Raw genomic sequence first — 15,334 nt, forward strand, 5'->3', positions numbered from 1 at the left:
TACGTACGGTTCCGGCGCCAGCCCGTCACCGCAGCTGGACGCTGTTGCGGCCCTTGCGCTTGGCCTCGTAGAGGGCTTCGTCCGCCCGGGAAACGATGATGTCGACCGCCGCATCACCGTGATAGGTGGCGACACCCAGGCTGACCGTGATCCGCTTCGGCCGGCCAAAACGCCGCTCGTCCACCGCCTGGCGGATCTTCTGTGCCACCACCATCGCGCCGGCCGCATCCGTTTCCGGCAGGATGAACAGAAACTCCTCGCCGCCCCAGCGCCCGACGATGTCACGGCAGCGGATGCTGTCCCGAAAGATCTGCGCCAGTTCCACCAGCATCGCATCACCGGCCTGGTGCCCGAAATGATCGTTAACCCGTTTGAAATAATCGACATCCAGCATGATCAGAGAAAACGCCAGTCCCGTTTCCGTCGCCCGCTTGAACGCCGCTGCCAGGGACCGATCCAGCCGAACCCGGTTGTACAGCTGGGTCAGCTTGTCAGTTTCCGAAAGCTTCTGGATTTCGTCGCGCAGCCGCGCCTTTTCCGTAATGTCACGGGTTACCCCGAGCAGTTCACGGAGTTGACCGTCCTCATCGTAGATGCCGGTCAGAATCGTATCCGTCCAGATGCGCCGGCCGTCCTTGCAGCGCTGCAGCTGTTCGTAGCGGATCGGCTGCAGTGGCTCGCCGGTGACGATCACCTGATTGACGATCACCATGATCCGTTCCATCACCTTGAGCATCTCCGGCGTAAAATAATTGATTTCCCGATAATGGTTCATGACTTCATCCACCGCAAACCCGGTGATGCGTTCCACCGCCGGGCTGATGTAGGTGAAATTGCCGGCCAGATCGACGGTGGAAATGATGTCGTTGGCGTTGTCCATCAGCAAGCGATGTCTGGCTTCACTGTCTTTAAGTTTCTTTTCCAGCGCCGTCTCAATCTGTCGCGTCAGGTTGTCAAACACATTGGCATGATCCAGCACGACCTCCCGGCTGCTCGCCGCGGTGGCATGCGCGACAAAATCCCGGAAGTCGTTCTGGAATTGTTGCAGCGCTGCCAGCACAAACCCGTCCCCGTCAATGTCCCGGGACAGATCCCCCGCGCGCAGGCATGCGGCCGCCGCGCGGAGCTCCCGCAGGGTTTCGTCAAGCTCCCGGACATCGCCGTCACCGACAAAAGCCGCCGGCAGTTGTGCCGGCGCATCGCCGTCCTTCAGGAGCGTTTTTATGTAGTTCATCAGTGCCTTTGCATCGTCATTCAATATGATTCATCCTCGTTTTTCGTAAAATCATTTGGTTTAATCATATCACAATCTGCTGATATTGACAAGACAGTCGCGACTGACGCGCGGGCGGGTAATACCCGCCCCTACGGGATAATGCCGGACGCAGGTGTTTTAACGCTGCTGCCCGGCATCATTTTGTAGGGGCGAATATCATTCGCCCGGGAACGTGGATTTTTTAACTGACGTTCGGCGTGAGATCGACGTTTCGGGCGGGTAATACCCGCCCCTACGGGATGATGCCTTTCGATCCCACCGTCACTGCAATTGTCCACGGTTGCTGCTTATCCGCTGATGCGCGTTGCGGCGGACATCTCGCAGAGTGTCCGATCTCATGCGTGTCAGGGATAACAGCAACAGCGGACAATGACGCCGCAACCCCTGCTAAGTTTATTATAGGTTCCCAGGCCGGGCTTTTCAATCTATATTTGCGCCGTCACGCCACAAAATACCGGTTCCGGTTGCCGTACCGGCGAACCCCCAGCAGTCCCAGCCCGGTAAACTTCAGCACAAAGCTGCGGATGGTCGCATAGGCCGCGTTCCCAAAGTCCTTTTCCAGCTGCTTGGTGGAAAACTCATCCTGTCCATAGGCGGCCAGCACAAACTCAAAGAGGGCTTTTTCCTTTTGCGTGATCCGCCCCTCCGCCAGCGCCGCCTCATAAACGGGCATGCCACCGGATTGCGCCGCCGGCAGGGGCGCAATCTTGTTATAAACCGACTCAATAAAATAAACCAGAAAGGGCGTCACGTCCAGCACCTGGCTGATGCGTCGATTATCCTCGGTGCGGGTAAACGCCTGATAATACTGCTTTCTGGCCCGGTTGATCTGCTCAGAAAACGAGGCAAACAACGCCGCGGGATAGCCGCGCTGCACCAGAAACCAGAGCTGCAGCAGCCTGGCCATCCGCCCGTTTCCGTCGAAGTAGGGATGGATATAGCCCAGATAGAAATGGATGATGGCACCTTTTTGCAGATCGTCGATCGGGTTTTCGCCGTTGATGAAGGCAACCAGCTGAGCCATTGCCTTCGGCAGCATCCCATGGGGCAAACCGGCATGCTCGATCCGGTCCCCCAGGATATAGACCGCATCCTGACGATAGTAGCTGCCGGGTTCCAGCCGGTTTTCGTCCGAAAGAAAATCACCCACCGTCATCAGATAGAGCTGATGGATGGCGTTCTCGGAGATCTGATTGGCCGGGTTGCTGATAAAATCCAGCCCCTTTTTCATGCCGAAAAGCCGGTGCTCGCTTTCATCCTTCGGCGCATAGCCGCATAGAATGTGACGGATGCTCTCGCGGGAGGACGCGATATTTTCGATGGCCAGCGTCGACCCGATTTCATCGGTCATGGCGTTCAGGCCGTAGCGGCAGGTCTCCGGCGGTCGCGCCAGCAGGATCCGGGCCGACGCCAGGCTGACCTGCACCACGTTTTCCAGATAGACCAGCGGCTTGCCGTCAAAATCATTGAGGGGCAGTTTTTTGAACAACTTTTTCTCCAGCAACCGGATGAATTCGGACACGTCGGCCGGTGAATACTTGTGCTGCAGTCGTTTTAAATTGGTGATGTGTTTGTCTGACAACATGGCTGCAAATTTTTCCGCGTCCATCGCGCACCTCCAGGCTGATACTATTTAGTATCAATTTGTATCAGTATAGCATAATAGCGCAAGAATGCAAGCGAAAACTACCCGCCCATCCCAGCGCAACCGAACAAATAGCCATCAAACTTTTTTGCAAAGCCCGCTTGACATTTTATGCAAAGCGTACTATACTATTGTTGCAAAGTATACTATGCAAATCCACAGAAGGTGTTAAAATGAAAACACGCATAAGAGAATTAAGAAAAGAAAGAAAACTGTCACAGGAAGAACTGGCGCTGGCCGTCGGCACGACCCGGCAGACCATCACCTCGATCGAAGTCGGCAAATACACCGCCTCGCTGGTGCTGGCCTACAAAATCGCCCGCTATTTCGATCTGACCATCGAATCTGTTTTTGACTTTTCCGAGGTCAATGAGTAGAATTCCAGGAGGTATGATAATGGAAGCATTTAAAACAAAAGTAAAAAGAAGACGCATCAGCGACGCAGCGCTGATGCTGGTGGCGGTGGTGCTGGGGATTATCTGCGTCATTTCGATGGGCAGCCAGGCCGATGACGGGACGATGGCCGAAGGCTTCGTCGCCGGTTTCCAGTTCGGGCTCGTCATCTCGATCGGCGTGCTGTCGCTGGTCGATTTCATCAAACTGAGCCGGGCCCTCAAGGACGAGACCAAGCTCCGGATGCTCTACAACAAAGAGCACGATGAACGCATGAAAGCCATCCGCAGCAAGGCCGGTCAGCCGCTGCTGACGGTCACCTCAATGCTGATGATCATCGCGGCAATCATCGCCGGTTATTTCAACTTCATCGTCTTCTTCACCCTGATCGCCGCCGTCCTCGGCCAGCTGACCGTCAGCGCCGGCGTCAAACTCGTCTGCCTGAAAAAGATGTAACGCCGGCAGCAAATTTGTGATTGCAAAATAATAATTGTTCGATTTTGTTATAATAAAAACATCCCGGCGTTCTGGAACACCGGGATGTTTTTGTGCCATTATATTAAGTGAGCCCAGCACCGAGGCTATTTTTAGAAAACCAATCTTTAAAAATACTTTTGTTTCAGTTCGTCAAGAGTTTCGGATTGCCAGAACTCCTCGATAATCAGCTCCAGTGAAGCGGAGTTCAAGTTTTCGAGGGTGACGATATCTTCTTTCGAAATCGTTCCGAATTTCTTCGTCAGGACCTTAATTGCCATTTTGGATAAAGCTTTTGTTTCTCCTTCTTTTCGCCCTTCTGCAAGCCCTTCTTCAAGACCTTCTTTTCTTAAAACTTCAGCCAGTGTCATGGTTACTTCACTCCCTTCCGGATAGGTTAATTCAATCTGTTTTAGAACTTTATTCAGTTGATTATTGGTAAGCTGGGGACCTGCATTTAAAATATAGCGCATGCAGGTTTCAAAGTATTGGATGCCCGTCTGCTTTTCTTCCAGTTCATTCATTGCTTTCGCAGCCTGGATGATGGTGTCGAGAAACGCCTCACCGCTCTTCTGGAAAATGTCTCTGAAAATAGATAGTGTAATGGCCAGTTGCGCATTACCCTTGATGTCTGCATCTGAAAATTGTGATAAATCATAGATCTGATAGCGAAAGTTTGGCGTCATTTCCTTAACTGCGTCCGGCAGGGCATCATAATCTGTAATCAGATCCGCCAGCGTATTGCCGATCTCCCATTTTTCTTTGCCCTGATAAATGAGCAAGGGTATGATGACGGGAATCTGTCTGGCATTTTCTTTGACAGCTTTCTGCTCCCAAATCCGAACCATATAGTTGAGCAACTGAAGCACAACGTTTCTACTGGTATAGCTTTTATGTTCAAATAAAAAGTAGAGATAACCATCCCGTTGGTTGATCTTTGCATGAAAGAGCATGTCGGAAAACACTTCTTTCAGATTTTCGTCGATGAAGCTGTCCTTTTGGATATCCAACGTTTGTAAATCGACAATTTTCAAAATCGGTTCCGGCAGATAGTTCTGCATAAAATCTCTGGCGATTTCCACATTGGAAAAGGTCTCTTTGAAAAACTTGTCATGAGGATTTTGTACTTTCATCGAATCACCTGCCTTTTTTATTATTATAAATGATTCACCTTAAAAATGCTATTAAAAAAGCATTTCGCAGATTGAAAGAAACAGTAAGCGCCAAAAACGCCCCCTTTGGCACGGGTTCACTTCCGGCACAAGGGGGCGTTTTTTTTGTTTCGTCAGTAGGTAGCATCCATGACGTCTTCATTTTTGCGAAGAGATCGACCTATTTATTCAAAATGGACCCGTTCGGCATCAAACCGGTTCTGCTGTTTGGCAGCGCCCGTCGGGTAGCCGATCGGAACGATGGCAAAAGGCACCAGATGATCCGGAATCTTCAGCGCCTTGCGGACATTCTCGATGCGGTCCTTAAGCGGTGCGATGCCGATCCAGACGGCACCCAGATCCAGCTCAGTGGCTTCCAGCAGGATGTTCTCGGTGGCGATGCTCAGGTCGATTTCGGCAAACTCCGGCAGCATCGTTTCCTTGCGGTAGACCGGTACAATGGCAGCGGCCGCATCCCGGATGCAGCCGCCGTAGGGACTGCAATCGGCCAGGGCCGCCAGCGTGGCCTTGTTTTTGACCACATAGAATTCCCACGGCTGCTGGTTGGCAGCGGATGGCGCCGCCATCGCGGCTTTCAACAACAGATCGATCTTCGACCCTTCCACTTCTTTGTTTTCAAATTTTCTGACACTGGTTCGTTTAAAAATGGCACTCATTTTTTTCCTCCAAATTTTATTTTTTTCTGGTTCCTTGCGAAACGAATCGAACTTGACCGCCGTACCGACAATGGTAACACTGTTTCGGCGTTTGCATCACCGCCGTTTTTGCAAGTGCCTTGCGTCGTTTCCTGATTTATGCTATTATTTTATCACTCTGTTGCATAAAATCAAGCATGCACTTATTTGTCACTTACTACCCAAAAGGATAGTAAGTATTCATTATATCGTTGATCATGCAACACATTAGTGCATCGGTCGGTACGAATCAACCCGGCCACAAACGATCAGAAACTTCACTACGAAAGAGATACCCATGAAAAATCAGAAAGAAAACATCCTTGAGACAGCAACCAAACTGTTCTACGAACAGGGCTACAAAAAAACTTATCTGGATCAGATTGCCGCAGTCTGTGACATCACCAAACCCCTGATCTCCTACCACTACAAGTCCAAATCAAAGCTGGCCCGGACCGTCAGCGACGCCTTCCTCTTTGATCTGAAAAACAGAGTCGCCCTGAAACTCTATACCGACTATTTCAAAGGCCGGAAAACCGATCTTCAGGTCAGCACCGCCGTGGAAATCCGCCTGTACAATCAGCTCTTTCTTGACGATGCCAACGCGATGCGTTTTATCAAGGAACTGGCCGACGACAAGTATGAGGATCTGTTCGGTCAGGACGGCATCCGGCTCTATCAGATGCACGACCGCCGCTATCATCTGAAGATTCGCCGCGATAAGGATGAAATTTCGATGCTGGCGGGCGCCGCCCGGGCGTCCGGCTTCTCGATTCTCTGGGCCTACGACCGGGGCGATTTCAACTGTTCGAAGGAAGACTGTCTGGATTATATCACCCGCCTCAATTTTGTCCTGATGCACATCGACCCGAACCGCATCGATGCCATCCTCGATGAGAGCCGGCAGATTCTTGAGCAGGTCCCCTTTACCTTTAAACCCTATTTCCAGATCGATTAGCCGATTCACGCTCAACGCCGCCGACTGATCAGGATTTCTGGTCGCCGATTCCTTTTTTGTCCAGAACGGCGTTGCCAATAACGGCCAGGACGGCCGTCCCGAACAGTCCCAGCGTCGCCAGCAGAAACTTGACCGCCAGATTGCCACCGGCGGCATTGGCGACCGCATTGGACAGCAGCGGCGAGACAAAAATCCCCACACTGCAAGATGCCGTGACGACGGCAATCGCCAGTGAACTGATCGAGGCATGGACGGCATTGGCCGCCACAAAGGTTCCCGCCGGATTGATAGTCGCCAGGCAGAAGCCGCAGCACATCGCGCCGATAAAAAGCGCGGGCAGATTGCCGATCACAAAGATCGAAAGCATCCCCAGACTGCCGACCACCAGGGATACCGGGATGATCAGCTGCTTGAGCACCCGCTGCATCCGTCCGAACAGCACCCCGGTGAGCATCCCGGCGGCCGACATCGACGTGTTGATCAGCCCACTGGTTGACGCATCGCCAAATCCTTTGGCGGCCACATACATGGCGACATTGGTCTGAAAAACAAACAGGAAGACGCCAAACAGAAACATAATCAGAGCGGTAAAATAAACCCGGGCATTGAGCTTGGCGCTTTTTTCAGCGGGCCTTTCCTGGTCCGCAGTCTGGGGATGATCATTGGGCAGATTTTTCATGACGATCACGATCACCGGAATAAAAATCAGATAGACCAGATAGGACAGCTGCCAGGAAACCCCGGCCAGCATCCCCGAGCTGAACAGCAGCACCATGCTGCCGCCGTTGACGAAGGCCGACTGCAGCCCCATCAGGGCGCCGCTTTCCTCGGCCACAAAATAATCCGCAATCAGGGCCATCGACATCGTCGAATTTATCCCCTGAGCCACCCCCAGCAGCAGACTGCAGCCCAGCAGCACATAAATGCTGAGCGAGCCGAACAGCAGCGCCACCATCCCGCCGGTCAAGCCGCAGACCAGGCCAAAGATCACCAGACTTTTCTTGGGCAGTCGCAGCGACAGCGGGCCGGACGCAAAGGCAAACACCAGCCCCATCAACGACGGAATGGTCAGCACCATCGAAATCAGCGACGGGTCCACCCCGACAAAATAGCGTTGAATATCGGCCAGAACCGCGGAAGCGGTCATCGATATCATCAGCAGCGATGACATCGACAGAATCGCAATTTTTATCTTTCTCTTATCCAAAATTTTCTCCTAACAATGATAGCGTTTTTCACCGGAACAATTCATGAAGCGCCACAAATTTTACCGGTTAAGTTATCAATATTATAGTATGCGCTATTTTTTCTGTCAATCAAATATTCAACACATTTAAATTTATCGCAACGCTGTAAAAAACCCGTGACCGAGCGCAAAATGCCGGTCACGGGTTTTGATGTTTAACGGATAAAGTCAGTTACTGCGCTTTCTTCTTTTCTGGCAACTGCCACCGGTGGGTATTTTGTTGCTTATTTAAAATGATCCCGCACCTGCTCATAGCCGTTCAAAATAAAATCGGCCACATAAGCGGCGTCGACTTTGATCGGGACCTTCGCGATGGCCTGAAGGATCATCTGCTGATTCAACTCCGGGATGGCATAATTTTCATCGATCGCATCAAGCAGCTCAAGAAAATCATGAATGAACAGATCGTTTTTTCGATCGATATCCGAGGGATAGCCTTTGCTGATCAGGGCAATGTTGTTGTCAAAATTGGGCGCCATTCTAAGAAATACACCGGTTTGGGGATCTCTCAAAAAACCGTAATTTTCAGTATGCCGATCCATATTGAAGCACACCGTATCGAGAAAAAGGATGTCCAGGTAGTCTTTGCCCATGGCTGCCGCCAGTTCCCTGATCCGACGATAGTTGAAGATGTAATCCACTTCATCGCCCACCAGACTTCTGGCCGGTTCGTAATTGAATCGGGCGCCTTCAGTGAAATCCCGGCTTTTGACGCCTTTTTCCCAGCCGGTACAGTAGGCCATATCAAAATCCAACAGCCGGCCCAGTTCATGAATGAACAGCTCGGAGAAAATTTCCAGCTCATTCCCCAGCTTATAGAGCCACCATTGTCCTGCTTCCCGTCGCCAGCATTTTTCAAACGAACCGATGTTGGTCAATTCCGGGGTGCGGCTGTTCTGCAGTTCCGGCCGGTTCACTCGGTTGAAGCTGTCCGGATCCCCCAGCAGGGCCAGATTGTCAAAGACATTCTGATGAAACCGTACCTGTTCATAGGTCAAATCCGGTTCTTCATCAAGACAGATCCAGAATGTATCGGTGATGGTTGAACCGTTCACCCGCATCGCCACTTCGGCATCATCCGCCGTTGTCAGCCGCAGCACCCGCTTTAAAAGTCTGGAGTTGGTTCGGTGCCGGTCAATGGCGCGGCTTTCCAGCCATTCAACCAGGCTCCCGTTGCGCTGCAGATACAGCGGCAGCAGGTTCGGTTCAATGGGCATCAGTTGATCATTTTTTATCTGCGCAATTTTTTGATCCCGACTCATTAAATAACCGTTGATTGTTTTCATGATTCCCCCTGCACCCACTTTTTACTTAGTATTATAGCATTAATGAGACAATATTCAACTCCCATGCATTGCTGGATCCATTTTTGTCACAAAACCAACCGCTGCAAGAACCTCCATTGACTCAATGCCGTCTTTTTAAGCATCCATGAACGGTTTCCCGTGATTTCTGATGATGATCAAAATTTTATATTTTATTATTTTTAAACTGTGACCTAAAGGGTATTAACCTAGCAAGCAACATCATCTTGGGGAGGTAAGAGAAAATGAATATTGATCAAGTCATCAAAAACCTGAAAAAAATTGATGGTTCCCGGGATATCTGGCGGGACATCATCAAAGCATTCGAGGGATTTTCCTATAACGGGGTCGCCGAAGTCGCCATCGAATCGCAGCTGGATGACCAAATCGTCCAGGCCTTTATCGATACCGACAAATCGCCGGTGATCGAAATCGCGCTGGATCAGTGGGCCGATGGCAGCTACGTGGTCATCGACGCCACTCAGATCCGCTGAACAATTTTACCGCGCAACTAAAAAGCACGCTGTCAATGGTTGTATCTTCCATTGACAGCGTGTCTTTTTATTTCTGCTTATTTCTGAAAACCGGGAAGCTCCGAAACGCCCTGGCTGGCTGTCATCTTCTGAAAATCGATCAGTTCAATCCCCTCATCCCGGCATTCCTTTTCTACATTTTCAGCAAAGCCGCTTTTGGAAAAGACAATAAAGTGCTTTTGCGAAAAGTGAAAGAGTTCCCCCCGCCGTTTCAGAGTTGTCACCACATTCATCTTCACCGGTTCATTCTGCCATTTGCATTCACAGAATAATGCCTGATCTTCATGGAAGGCCATCAGATCGATTTCTTCCTGCCGTTTTTCCCGGGGATTATTGCCCCACCAGCGTCCTACCTCACCATAGGCAAAGGGGGCCTTTTCATAAATCTCCGGCAAGTACAGATATTGCTTACAGATTGCTTCAAAGACATTTCCCATAAAATGATTGAGCTGTGCCTGAACCTGATTTTCAAAAATGACGGCCCCGATGCCCCGGCTGATGCCGCTGATATTGGGTCTGACAAACCGGTACCAGAAGGTAAACATGCTGTCTTCGAGGCGATAAAGGGTCTTTTTACTGCGGACTTCCGTCACCGGGATTTCCTTCCGGACAATCCCCAGTTCAATCAGTGAGGACAGCAGACTGCTGCAGCCACTGGTTTCCAGTCCTGTTTTCGTGGCGATTTCGTTCAGACGGCTGGCGCCTCCGGCAATGGCCGAGATGACCGAATGATACGAGGCCGGTTCCCGGAGTTCCTGTTTCAGCAGATTGACCGGTTCCTCGAACAGACGGCCGCTTTCCTCGAAAAATAAATCGATCAGATTATCTTCCAGTTTCTTTTTAGCATCGATCCGGGACAGGTATTCCGGGAACCCGCCGGTCACACCGTAAAGCACCGCCTGATCCTCACGATCAAACCCGCCCAGCATCTCGCGGGACTCAAAATATGTGAACGGGTGAATCTTGAACTGGGCCGTTCTTCTTCCATAGAGGGGGCTTTTGTAACCCAATACCTGATGCTCCATAAAACTCATCGATGACCCGCAGAGAATCAGAAACAAGGGGCTGTTTTTCCAGATGTGATCAATATGCGCCTGGAGCATCGATGAGATCGCTGGATAACTTTCAGCGAGATAGGGATACTCATCGATGACCAGAATCATCCGTTCCTTTTCGCACGCACTGTCAAGGTAATTTAAAAGGTCGGCGAAAGATTCAAAGGCCGGCAGCGGCAAGCCTGGCGATGTCACACTCAGGATGGCACGGGACATGGCAGCCAGGTTATCTTTAGCTGTTCCTTCGGTGGCGGTGAAATAGATGGTTTTTTTTCCCTGGCAGAAATGATCAATCAAGGTTGTCTTTCCCACCCGACGCCGGCCATAAAACACGGCACATTCAAATTGGCCGCTCTGATACATTTCTTCAAGCTTTTTTAGTTCTCGTTTTCTACCGACAAACACGTTCTTGCCTCCTTTGCTAATTGTATACTTACTATTTGTTCAATTAGTATTTATACAGTTAGTATATCAGCTTTCGCATGGTTGTCAATGGACAGTAAAGTTTTTAAAATATGGTGATCGAAATCGCTCTGGATCAGTGGGCCGATGGCTCATACGTGGTCATCGATGCCTACCAGATCCGCTGCGCAATTTTATCCAGAAATAAAAATCACGCTATCATTGGCTTCGTCAAGCGTTTCACCAAACCGCCCACAACGTTTCAGAATCTGCAGGCACAGATAGGTCAGCCAAGGCGATGGCTGTTTTTTCTGGCCGTAATCCCAGTGCTTGGTTTTAAGGTAGATGGACTCTGGTGTAAACTGGTTTTGATCGTTGGCCTTTGTTTCCAGCAGCGCCAGCATTTGTGCAAACCGCCGGTCACTGCGCGCCTGGGGGTATTGGCTCAGACAGTCGCACACCGCAACCAGATCGAACCAGATCGCCGGTGCTTTCAGTTTTCGGAAATCCGTGCCCATATAAAACAGATAGGGATGAGCATTCAGGCTGTTTTCCCATTGCGCCAGGAGGGCATCTATGGCAATCCAAGCGACACTGGAACTGGCGTATTCCGGAATCATTGCCAAAAGTCTAAGCATGGTCAGATTGGCATAGGGACACGGATCGGCTTTCTTTCCCGGGCCCCGCCATTGTCCCAGTTCTTTTGAAACCGCACAGGGGAAACCGTTCTCCCGCTGGAGTCCAACTAGAAAATCCACCCCCTGTTTGACATGATCTTCATAAGAAACCCCGGCACGCAGCAACGCCAGGAGCAGCAGCGGCGCATCGCAAAAAAACCAGCCCAGGGTTTCTTCACCGGTCCCGCCGTAACTTTTGGGCACCTTGATGACGCTGCGATAAACACCATTTTCATCAACTGACCCAAGAATCTGCTGGATCGCCTGATCAATTTCCGGTACCTCCCGATTTAAGCCAATGTCCATCAAAAACATCAGAATGTGGATGGGCAGATCCGGGTTTTTGTGGTTACTCACCAACGTGCCGGAAAAATTGGCCACAATGCCCAACTGTTTTTTTATCCGGTCATCATTTAAAACCATTTTTTTTAAATCCGACAAGTCCTGATCCGGTCGATTCAGCAGATTTTTACGGGTGGTATAGGCCACATAAGGATCTGCCGCTAATAGCCATTTTATAGTCTCCATAACGAAGCGCCCCCTAATCTCTCTGCATTCACTTTAAAAACTGCTGCCCGGCTGTTTCATAAATTCGCTTTCAGCCGGGGTGGACACGCGTTTCATCACCCCATTGCGATGGGGATAGTGGCCAAATTGATCAATGATCTGCTGGTGCCTGATTTCGTATGCCAGCGTCTCCGGATCAGCGAACTTTTCAAAAAGCGGCCGGGCCGCTTGATGAATCCGCGCCGACTCCGAATGCATGAAGGGCATCAGCACAAACTGCTTTTGCTCCTGAGACAAGCGGAAGAAATCCGGCTGTCGGATCGCTTCCTGGGCCAGTATCAGGGCCAACCCATCCTGGGCAAACGCTTTAGGATCATCACGGTTTAAGTTTCTTGAAAACTGATCCAACAGGATGATCTCCGCCAGCCGTCCTTCAATGCTGTCCCGCCAGTCTGAAAAGAGGCCGTTGCAACCGTCAAGCCAGAGATCATAGAAATTCTCCCTGATTTTTAAATCAAAGGCTTCATTCTTCTGAAACCAGAATGGCTTGTTTTGGGGGGCAAACCAGAAATCCAGCACGCGTTTGCCATCCGGATGGATGGCCTTTGAGGTAGAGCTGAAAACCTGCGACAGAATTTCTGCCTTCAGACCGGCACAGGCCTGGTAAAGGGCCACGGCCTCGGTCTGATATTGAATTTGATAGTTTTCGTCGCGAATCAGCATCAGATTGACCGCAATGCCGGATTGGGCCGCGGCTGCGGCCGCCTCAGCAAGATAGGCGCCACCAACCAGATCCCCCAGCACCCTTGAGAAACTGCCCTTAATTACTTTTTCGATCTGTTCAAGCAGGCTGTGGCAATGCCTGAGAATCTGAAAAAACGGTTCAATGGCATCTTTCATCGCTGTTTCGTAGGCTTCCCGGTCGGTGGCTTTATTTTTTGCTGCCATAATGACGCGGCCGTAAGCCTGCATGTCGGCATCGGCCAGCAGCAAAGAGGCTGTGCGAATCTCGGCTCCCATGGCAATGGATTCTGCTAGCAGCGGGTTGGGCCCATTTTTTCTTAGACTGCCGTCACAGGACATTTCCAGTAGTGCCGCTGCCATGGCTACCGCCGTTGCCGCCGCACTGCCTGCCGCCGGACCCGGAAAGTCACAGACTGACATTTTTGTCAGATAATCGGCGACTGTTAATTCTCCAATTTTATACATTTCTAATCTCCAATCTGATGATTCACATCATTCATCTTTTTCATAATCGCCCTGGCTGGCTGCCATCTTCTGAAAGATGAAATCGCCGGATAGCTTTCAGCCAGATTTTGTATGGCTATCTTTATTCTTATTTTGTGTAGCCCGCTCATTTGGCGATTTTTCCGAAATAACACCGGAACGGCCGGGCATCTATGCCAATCATACAGATTGTTTAGAGTCATCCCGGCAATTTTAGCTTCTTCAAATACCGCATTCATTTCTATACCATCCTTTCTTTTTTTCCACCCCGCCGCTGGACAATCCGGACAATCCGGGGCCGGTTATACCGCTGGGCAATGATGCAGGGCAGATTGATGGCCAGGGCGTAAATCAGCATATCGGAAATAACCCTGGGCGGGGTAAAAAAGCCGAACACCCAGAAGGGCAAAATGGCCAGCCAGTGGATCATTTCAGCCCGGCAGGATTCCCGCAGATACTTGTCCAGATTGTCTTTTGAAAAACTGACCAGCTTTTTCTTTTCAAATCCGCCTTTCACCAATGATCCCCCAGCCGGAAGGTTTCTGGGCCGGCGTCATCAGCCTGGCCCCAGATTCCGTCGCGATTCGGGCCGTTTGATCCGTCGAGCCGTCATCGAGACGGTCCGGGTTGCCCACCAGCATTTCCACCGGCTGAGTGTCCTTTGGTATGACGGCGCGGTCCACCTGGGCATAGAGTACCACGCTGGGATAGGTGGGCACCAGCCGGGCGGCCCAGCGGGCCCGATCCAGCGACAGATAGTGACGGTCGATCAACCCAGCGCCTCGGCAAAGTCATCGATATCGGCACCGAACGAAATGCGGTGACCCTTGAAATGCATGCAGTAAAGCAGCTCGTGCTTGACCACCTCAATCGGTTCCGCCAGACAATCAAAGACAAAACGATGGGCGTTGAAGCCCTTCTCGCCGAAGCCGAACAGCATCGCCGCGCCAATATCAAAGGTCACCCCATGGCGTTTGAAAACGCCGCAGGAGCCGCCGGGATTGTAGCTTTTTTCAATCACTGCAACCGTCAGCCCGCTTTTGGCCAGCAGACTCCCGGCCGTCAGTCCGGATAATCCGCCGCCAATAATAATCGCATCATATTCCATTTCTTGTCCCTCTTTTACACACTTTTTGTTATTTATTCCGATGCTCTATTCTTACCCCGAATCTTTTCAATTAGACATCAACTCAGCGGTTATTTCGCAAGTATGATAAAAAGAACAATTAAACCAAACAAAGACGCTTTGCATGACACAAAACACCTTTGTTTGCGGTTGGCCTGATTTTAAAGGGCTGTGGCGATCTGATCGATGCAGTCGGCAATCGCCGCTTCCCGGTTTTTGTCCTTCCAGCTGATGATAAAGCCTTGGTCCACGGTCGCATTTTTCGCGGCCACCGCGCTTCTGATCTGGCGGATGGCTTTGTTGCCGCCGGTGAATTTCGAAGCCAGCTGTTTTGTCACAAAGCAGAACACCTTTTTGCCGCTGAGCGTCGGCAGCTCCGCCAGATAGGCTTTCATCACCCCGGCCAAAGAAAACGCCCAGACCGGACTGCCGAAGATGATCACATCATAGGCCGACAGATCCGGAAAATGCTGGAATGTTATGGGCTCTTTCGGGCCGGGGTTGTCGTTGACCGGAATAACCCGGTCAATCACGGCATCGAAGCCCTGCTTGACAAGGGCATCCTGCAATCTTTCCGCCACCGAAAATGTATTGTTCGTTTTTGAAAAAACAACGATTCCAATCTTCATTTTAAAACTCCTCCTGTTTTTTGCCGGAAAACAAAG

The 15,334-nt window shown here is 50.8% G+C and carries 18 protein-coding genes; 4 read left to right on the plus strand and 14 right to left on the minus strand.

Annotated elements, in window-relative coordinates; all coding sequences use genetic code 11:
• Window positions 1-25: 25 nt before the first annotated feature.
• A complete protein-coding gene (locus GH808_RS00790; protein WP_186840899.1) occupies window positions 26-1,258 on the minus strand; it encodes a sensor domain-containing diguanylate cyclase in 1,233 nt (410 codons plus the stop codon).
• Window positions 1,259-1,715: 457 nt separating this feature from the next.
• Window positions 1,716-2,885 carry a Fic family protein gene (locus GH808_RS00795; protein WP_186840900.1) on the minus strand — a complete coding sequence of 390 codons (1,170 nt, stop codon included), beginning with the start codon at window positions 2,883-2,885 and terminating at the stop codon, window positions 1,716-1,718.
• A 209-nt stretch (window positions 2,886-3,094) separates the two neighbouring features.
• Between GH808_RS00795 and GH808_RS00800 the strand changes: the two genes are divergently transcribed.
• Both GH808_RS00800 and GH808_RS00805 read left to right on the plus strand, forming a co-directional pair.
• Window positions 3,095-3,298: a helix-turn-helix transcriptional regulator gene (locus GH808_RS00800; protein ID WP_186840901.1), complete on the plus strand. Its 204-nt coding sequence runs from the start codon at window positions 3,095-3,097 to the stop codon at window positions 3,296-3,298.
• Between the two features lie 19 nt (window positions 3,299-3,317).
• Window positions 3,318-3,770: a hypothetical protein gene (locus GH808_RS00805; RefSeq protein WP_186840902.1), complete on the plus strand. Its 453-nt coding sequence runs from the start codon at window positions 3,318-3,320 to the stop codon at window positions 3,768-3,770.
• A gap of 146 nt (window positions 3,771-3,916) precedes the next feature.
• Here the strand turns inward: GH808_RS00805 and GH808_RS00810 are convergent, their stop codons facing one another.
• The gene (locus GH808_RS00810) at window positions 3,917-4,921 is read right to left on the minus strand and encodes an Rpn family recombination-promoting nuclease/putative transposase (RefSeq protein ID WP_186840903.1); all 1,005 of its coding nucleotides are present in this window, start codon (window positions 4,919-4,921) and stop codon (window positions 3,917-3,919) included.
• Window positions 4,922-5,124: 203 nt separating this feature from the next.
• On the minus strand, window positions 5,125-5,616 hold the full coding sequence (locus GH808_RS00815) for a nitroreductase family protein (protein WP_186840904.1): 492 nt from the start codon (window positions 5,614-5,616) through the stop codon (window positions 5,125-5,127).
• Window positions 5,617-5,932: 316 nt separating this feature from the next.
• Between GH808_RS00815 and GH808_RS00820 the strand changes: the two genes are divergently transcribed.
• Window positions 5,933-6,592, plus strand: a complete 660-nt coding sequence (locus GH808_RS00820; protein WP_186840905.1) for a TetR/AcrR family transcriptional regulator — start codon at window positions 5,933-5,935, stop codon at window positions 6,590-6,592.
• 28 nt (window positions 6,593-6,620) lie between these two features.
• Here GH808_RS00820 and GH808_RS00825 read toward each other — a convergent pair whose 3' ends face one another.
• The gene (locus tag GH808_RS00825; protein ID WP_186840906.1) at window positions 6,621-7,799 is read right to left on the minus strand and encodes an MFS transporter; all 1,179 of its coding nucleotides are present in this window, start codon (window positions 7,797-7,799) and stop codon (window positions 6,621-6,623) included.
• A 263-nt stretch (window positions 7,800-8,062) separates the two neighbouring features.
• Window positions 8,063-9,124 carry a hypothetical protein gene (locus GH808_RS00830; protein ID WP_186840907.1) on the minus strand — a complete coding sequence of 354 codons (1,062 nt, stop codon included), beginning with the start codon at window positions 9,122-9,124 and terminating at the stop codon, window positions 8,063-8,065.
• A 263-nt stretch (window positions 9,125-9,387) separates the two neighbouring features.
• Here GH808_RS00830 and GH808_RS00835 point away from each other — a divergent pair, with 263 nt between their 5' ends.
• Window positions 9,388-9,636 carry a hypothetical protein gene (locus GH808_RS00835; protein ID WP_186840908.1) on the plus strand — a complete coding sequence of 83 codons (249 nt, stop codon included), beginning with the start codon at window positions 9,388-9,390 and terminating at the stop codon, window positions 9,634-9,636.
• Between the two features lie 77 nt (window positions 9,637-9,713).
• On the opposite strand, the gene GH808_RS15590 is transcribed toward GH808_RS00835, so the two are convergent.
• The 8 genes from GH808_RS15590 to GH808_RS00875 all read right to left on the minus strand — a co-directional run bounded on the left by GH808_RS15590 (window position 9,714) and on the right by GH808_RS00875 (window position 15,298).
• Window positions 9,714-11,135 carry an ATP-binding protein gene (locus tag GH808_RS15590; protein WP_186840909.1) on the minus strand — a complete coding sequence of 474 codons (1,422 nt, stop codon included), beginning with the start codon at window positions 11,133-11,135 and terminating at the stop codon, window positions 9,714-9,716.
• 191 nt (window positions 11,136-11,326) lie between these two features.
• Window positions 11,327-12,337, minus strand: coding sequence for a hypothetical protein (locus tag GH808_RS00845; protein ID WP_186840910.1), 1,011 nt, complete (start codon window positions 12,335-12,337; stop codon window positions 11,327-11,329).
• Between the two features lie 33 nt (window positions 12,338-12,370).
• Entirely contained in the window at window positions 12,371-13,525 is a 1,155-nt protein-coding gene (locus tag GH808_RS15155) for a DUF924 family protein (protein WP_207722218.1), read from the minus strand.
• A gap of 2 nt (window positions 13,526-13,527) precedes the next feature.
• A complete protein-coding gene (locus tag GH808_RS00855; RefSeq protein ID WP_186840911.1) occupies window positions 13,528-13,782 on the minus strand; it encodes a hypothetical protein in 255 nt (84 codons plus the stop codon).
• Between the two features lie 2 nt (window positions 13,783-13,784).
• The gene (locus GH808_RS00860; RefSeq protein WP_186840912.1) at window positions 13,785-14,060 is read right to left on the minus strand and encodes a glycosyl-4,4'-diaponeurosporenoate acyltransferase CrtO family protein; all 276 of its coding nucleotides are present in this window, start codon (window positions 14,058-14,060) and stop codon (window positions 13,785-13,787) included.
• Window positions 14,044-14,262 (minus strand): hypothetical protein, encoded by a 219-nt coding sequence (locus GH808_RS00865; RefSeq protein WP_186840913.1) that lies wholly within the window; start codon window positions 14,260-14,262, stop codon window positions 14,044-14,046. Before GH808_RS00865 ends, GH808_RS00860 begins: the two co-directional genes overlap by 17 nt.
• Before the next feature lie 50 nt (window positions 14,263-14,312).
• On the minus strand, window positions 14,313-14,651 hold the full coding sequence (locus GH808_RS00870) for an NAD(P)-binding protein (protein WP_186840914.1): 339 nt from the start codon (window positions 14,649-14,651) through the stop codon (window positions 14,313-14,315).
• 179 nt (window positions 14,652-14,830) lie between these two features.
• Complete coding sequence (locus tag GH808_RS00875) at window positions 14,831-15,298, minus strand: flavodoxin family protein (protein ID WP_186840915.1); 468 nt, start codon at window positions 15,296-15,298, stop codon at window positions 14,831-14,833.
• Window positions 15,299-15,334: the final 36 nt, after the last annotated feature.

The organism is Acetobacterium fimetarium (genome assembly GCF_014284475.1).
Classification (GTDB): domain Bacteria; phylum Bacillota; class Clostridia; order Eubacteriales; family Eubacteriaceae; genus Acetobacterium; species Acetobacterium fimetarium.

Coding starts and splice junctions, on each gene's coding strand:
- GH808_RS00795 (WP_186840900.1), bottom strand. CDS start 2,885: ATGGACGCGGAAAAATTTGCAGCCATGTTGTCAGACAAACACATCACC.
- GH808_RS00800 (WP_186840901.1), top strand. CDS start 3,095: ATGAAAACACGCATAAGAGAATTAAGAAAAGAAAGAAAACTGTCACAG.
- GH808_RS00805 (WP_186840902.1), top strand. CDS start 3,318: ATGGAAGCATTTAAAACAAAAGTAAAAAGAAGACGCATCAGCGACGCA.
- GH808_RS00810 (WP_186840903.1), bottom strand. CDS start 4,921: ATGAAAGTACAAAATCCTCATGACAAGTTTTTCAAAGAGACCTTTTCC.
- GH808_RS00815 (WP_186840904.1), bottom strand. CDS start 5,616: ATGAGTGCCATTTTTAAACGAACCAGTGTCAGAAAATTTGAAAACAAA.
- GH808_RS00820 (WP_186840905.1), top strand. CDS start 5,933: ATGAAAAATCAGAAAGAAAACATCCTTGAGACAGCAACCAAACTGTTC.
- GH808_RS00830 (WP_186840907.1), bottom strand. CDS start 9,124: ATGAAAACAATCAACGGTTATTTAATGAGTCGGGATCAAAAAATTGCG.
- GH808_RS00835 (WP_186840908.1), top strand. CDS start 9,388: ATGAATATTGATCAAGTCATCAAAAACCTGAAAAAAATTGATGGTTCC.
- GH808_RS00845 (WP_186840910.1), bottom strand. CDS start 12,337: ATGGAGACTATAAAATGGCTATTAGCGGCAGATCCTTATGTGGCCTAT.
- GH808_RS15155 (WP_207722218.1), bottom strand. CDS start 13,525: ATGTATAAAATTGGAGAATTAACAGTCGCCGATTATCTGACAAAAATG.
- GH808_RS00855 (WP_186840911.1), bottom strand. CDS start 13,782: ATGAATGCGGTATTTGAAGAAGCTAAAATTGCCGGGATGACTCTAAAC.
- GH808_RS00870 (WP_186840914.1), bottom strand. CDS start 14,651: ATGGAATATGATGCGATTATTATTGGCGGCGGATTATCCGGACTGACG.
- GH808_RS00875 (WP_186840915.1), bottom strand. CDS start 15,298: ATGAAGATTGGAATCGTTGTTTTTTCAAAAACGAACAATACATTTTCG.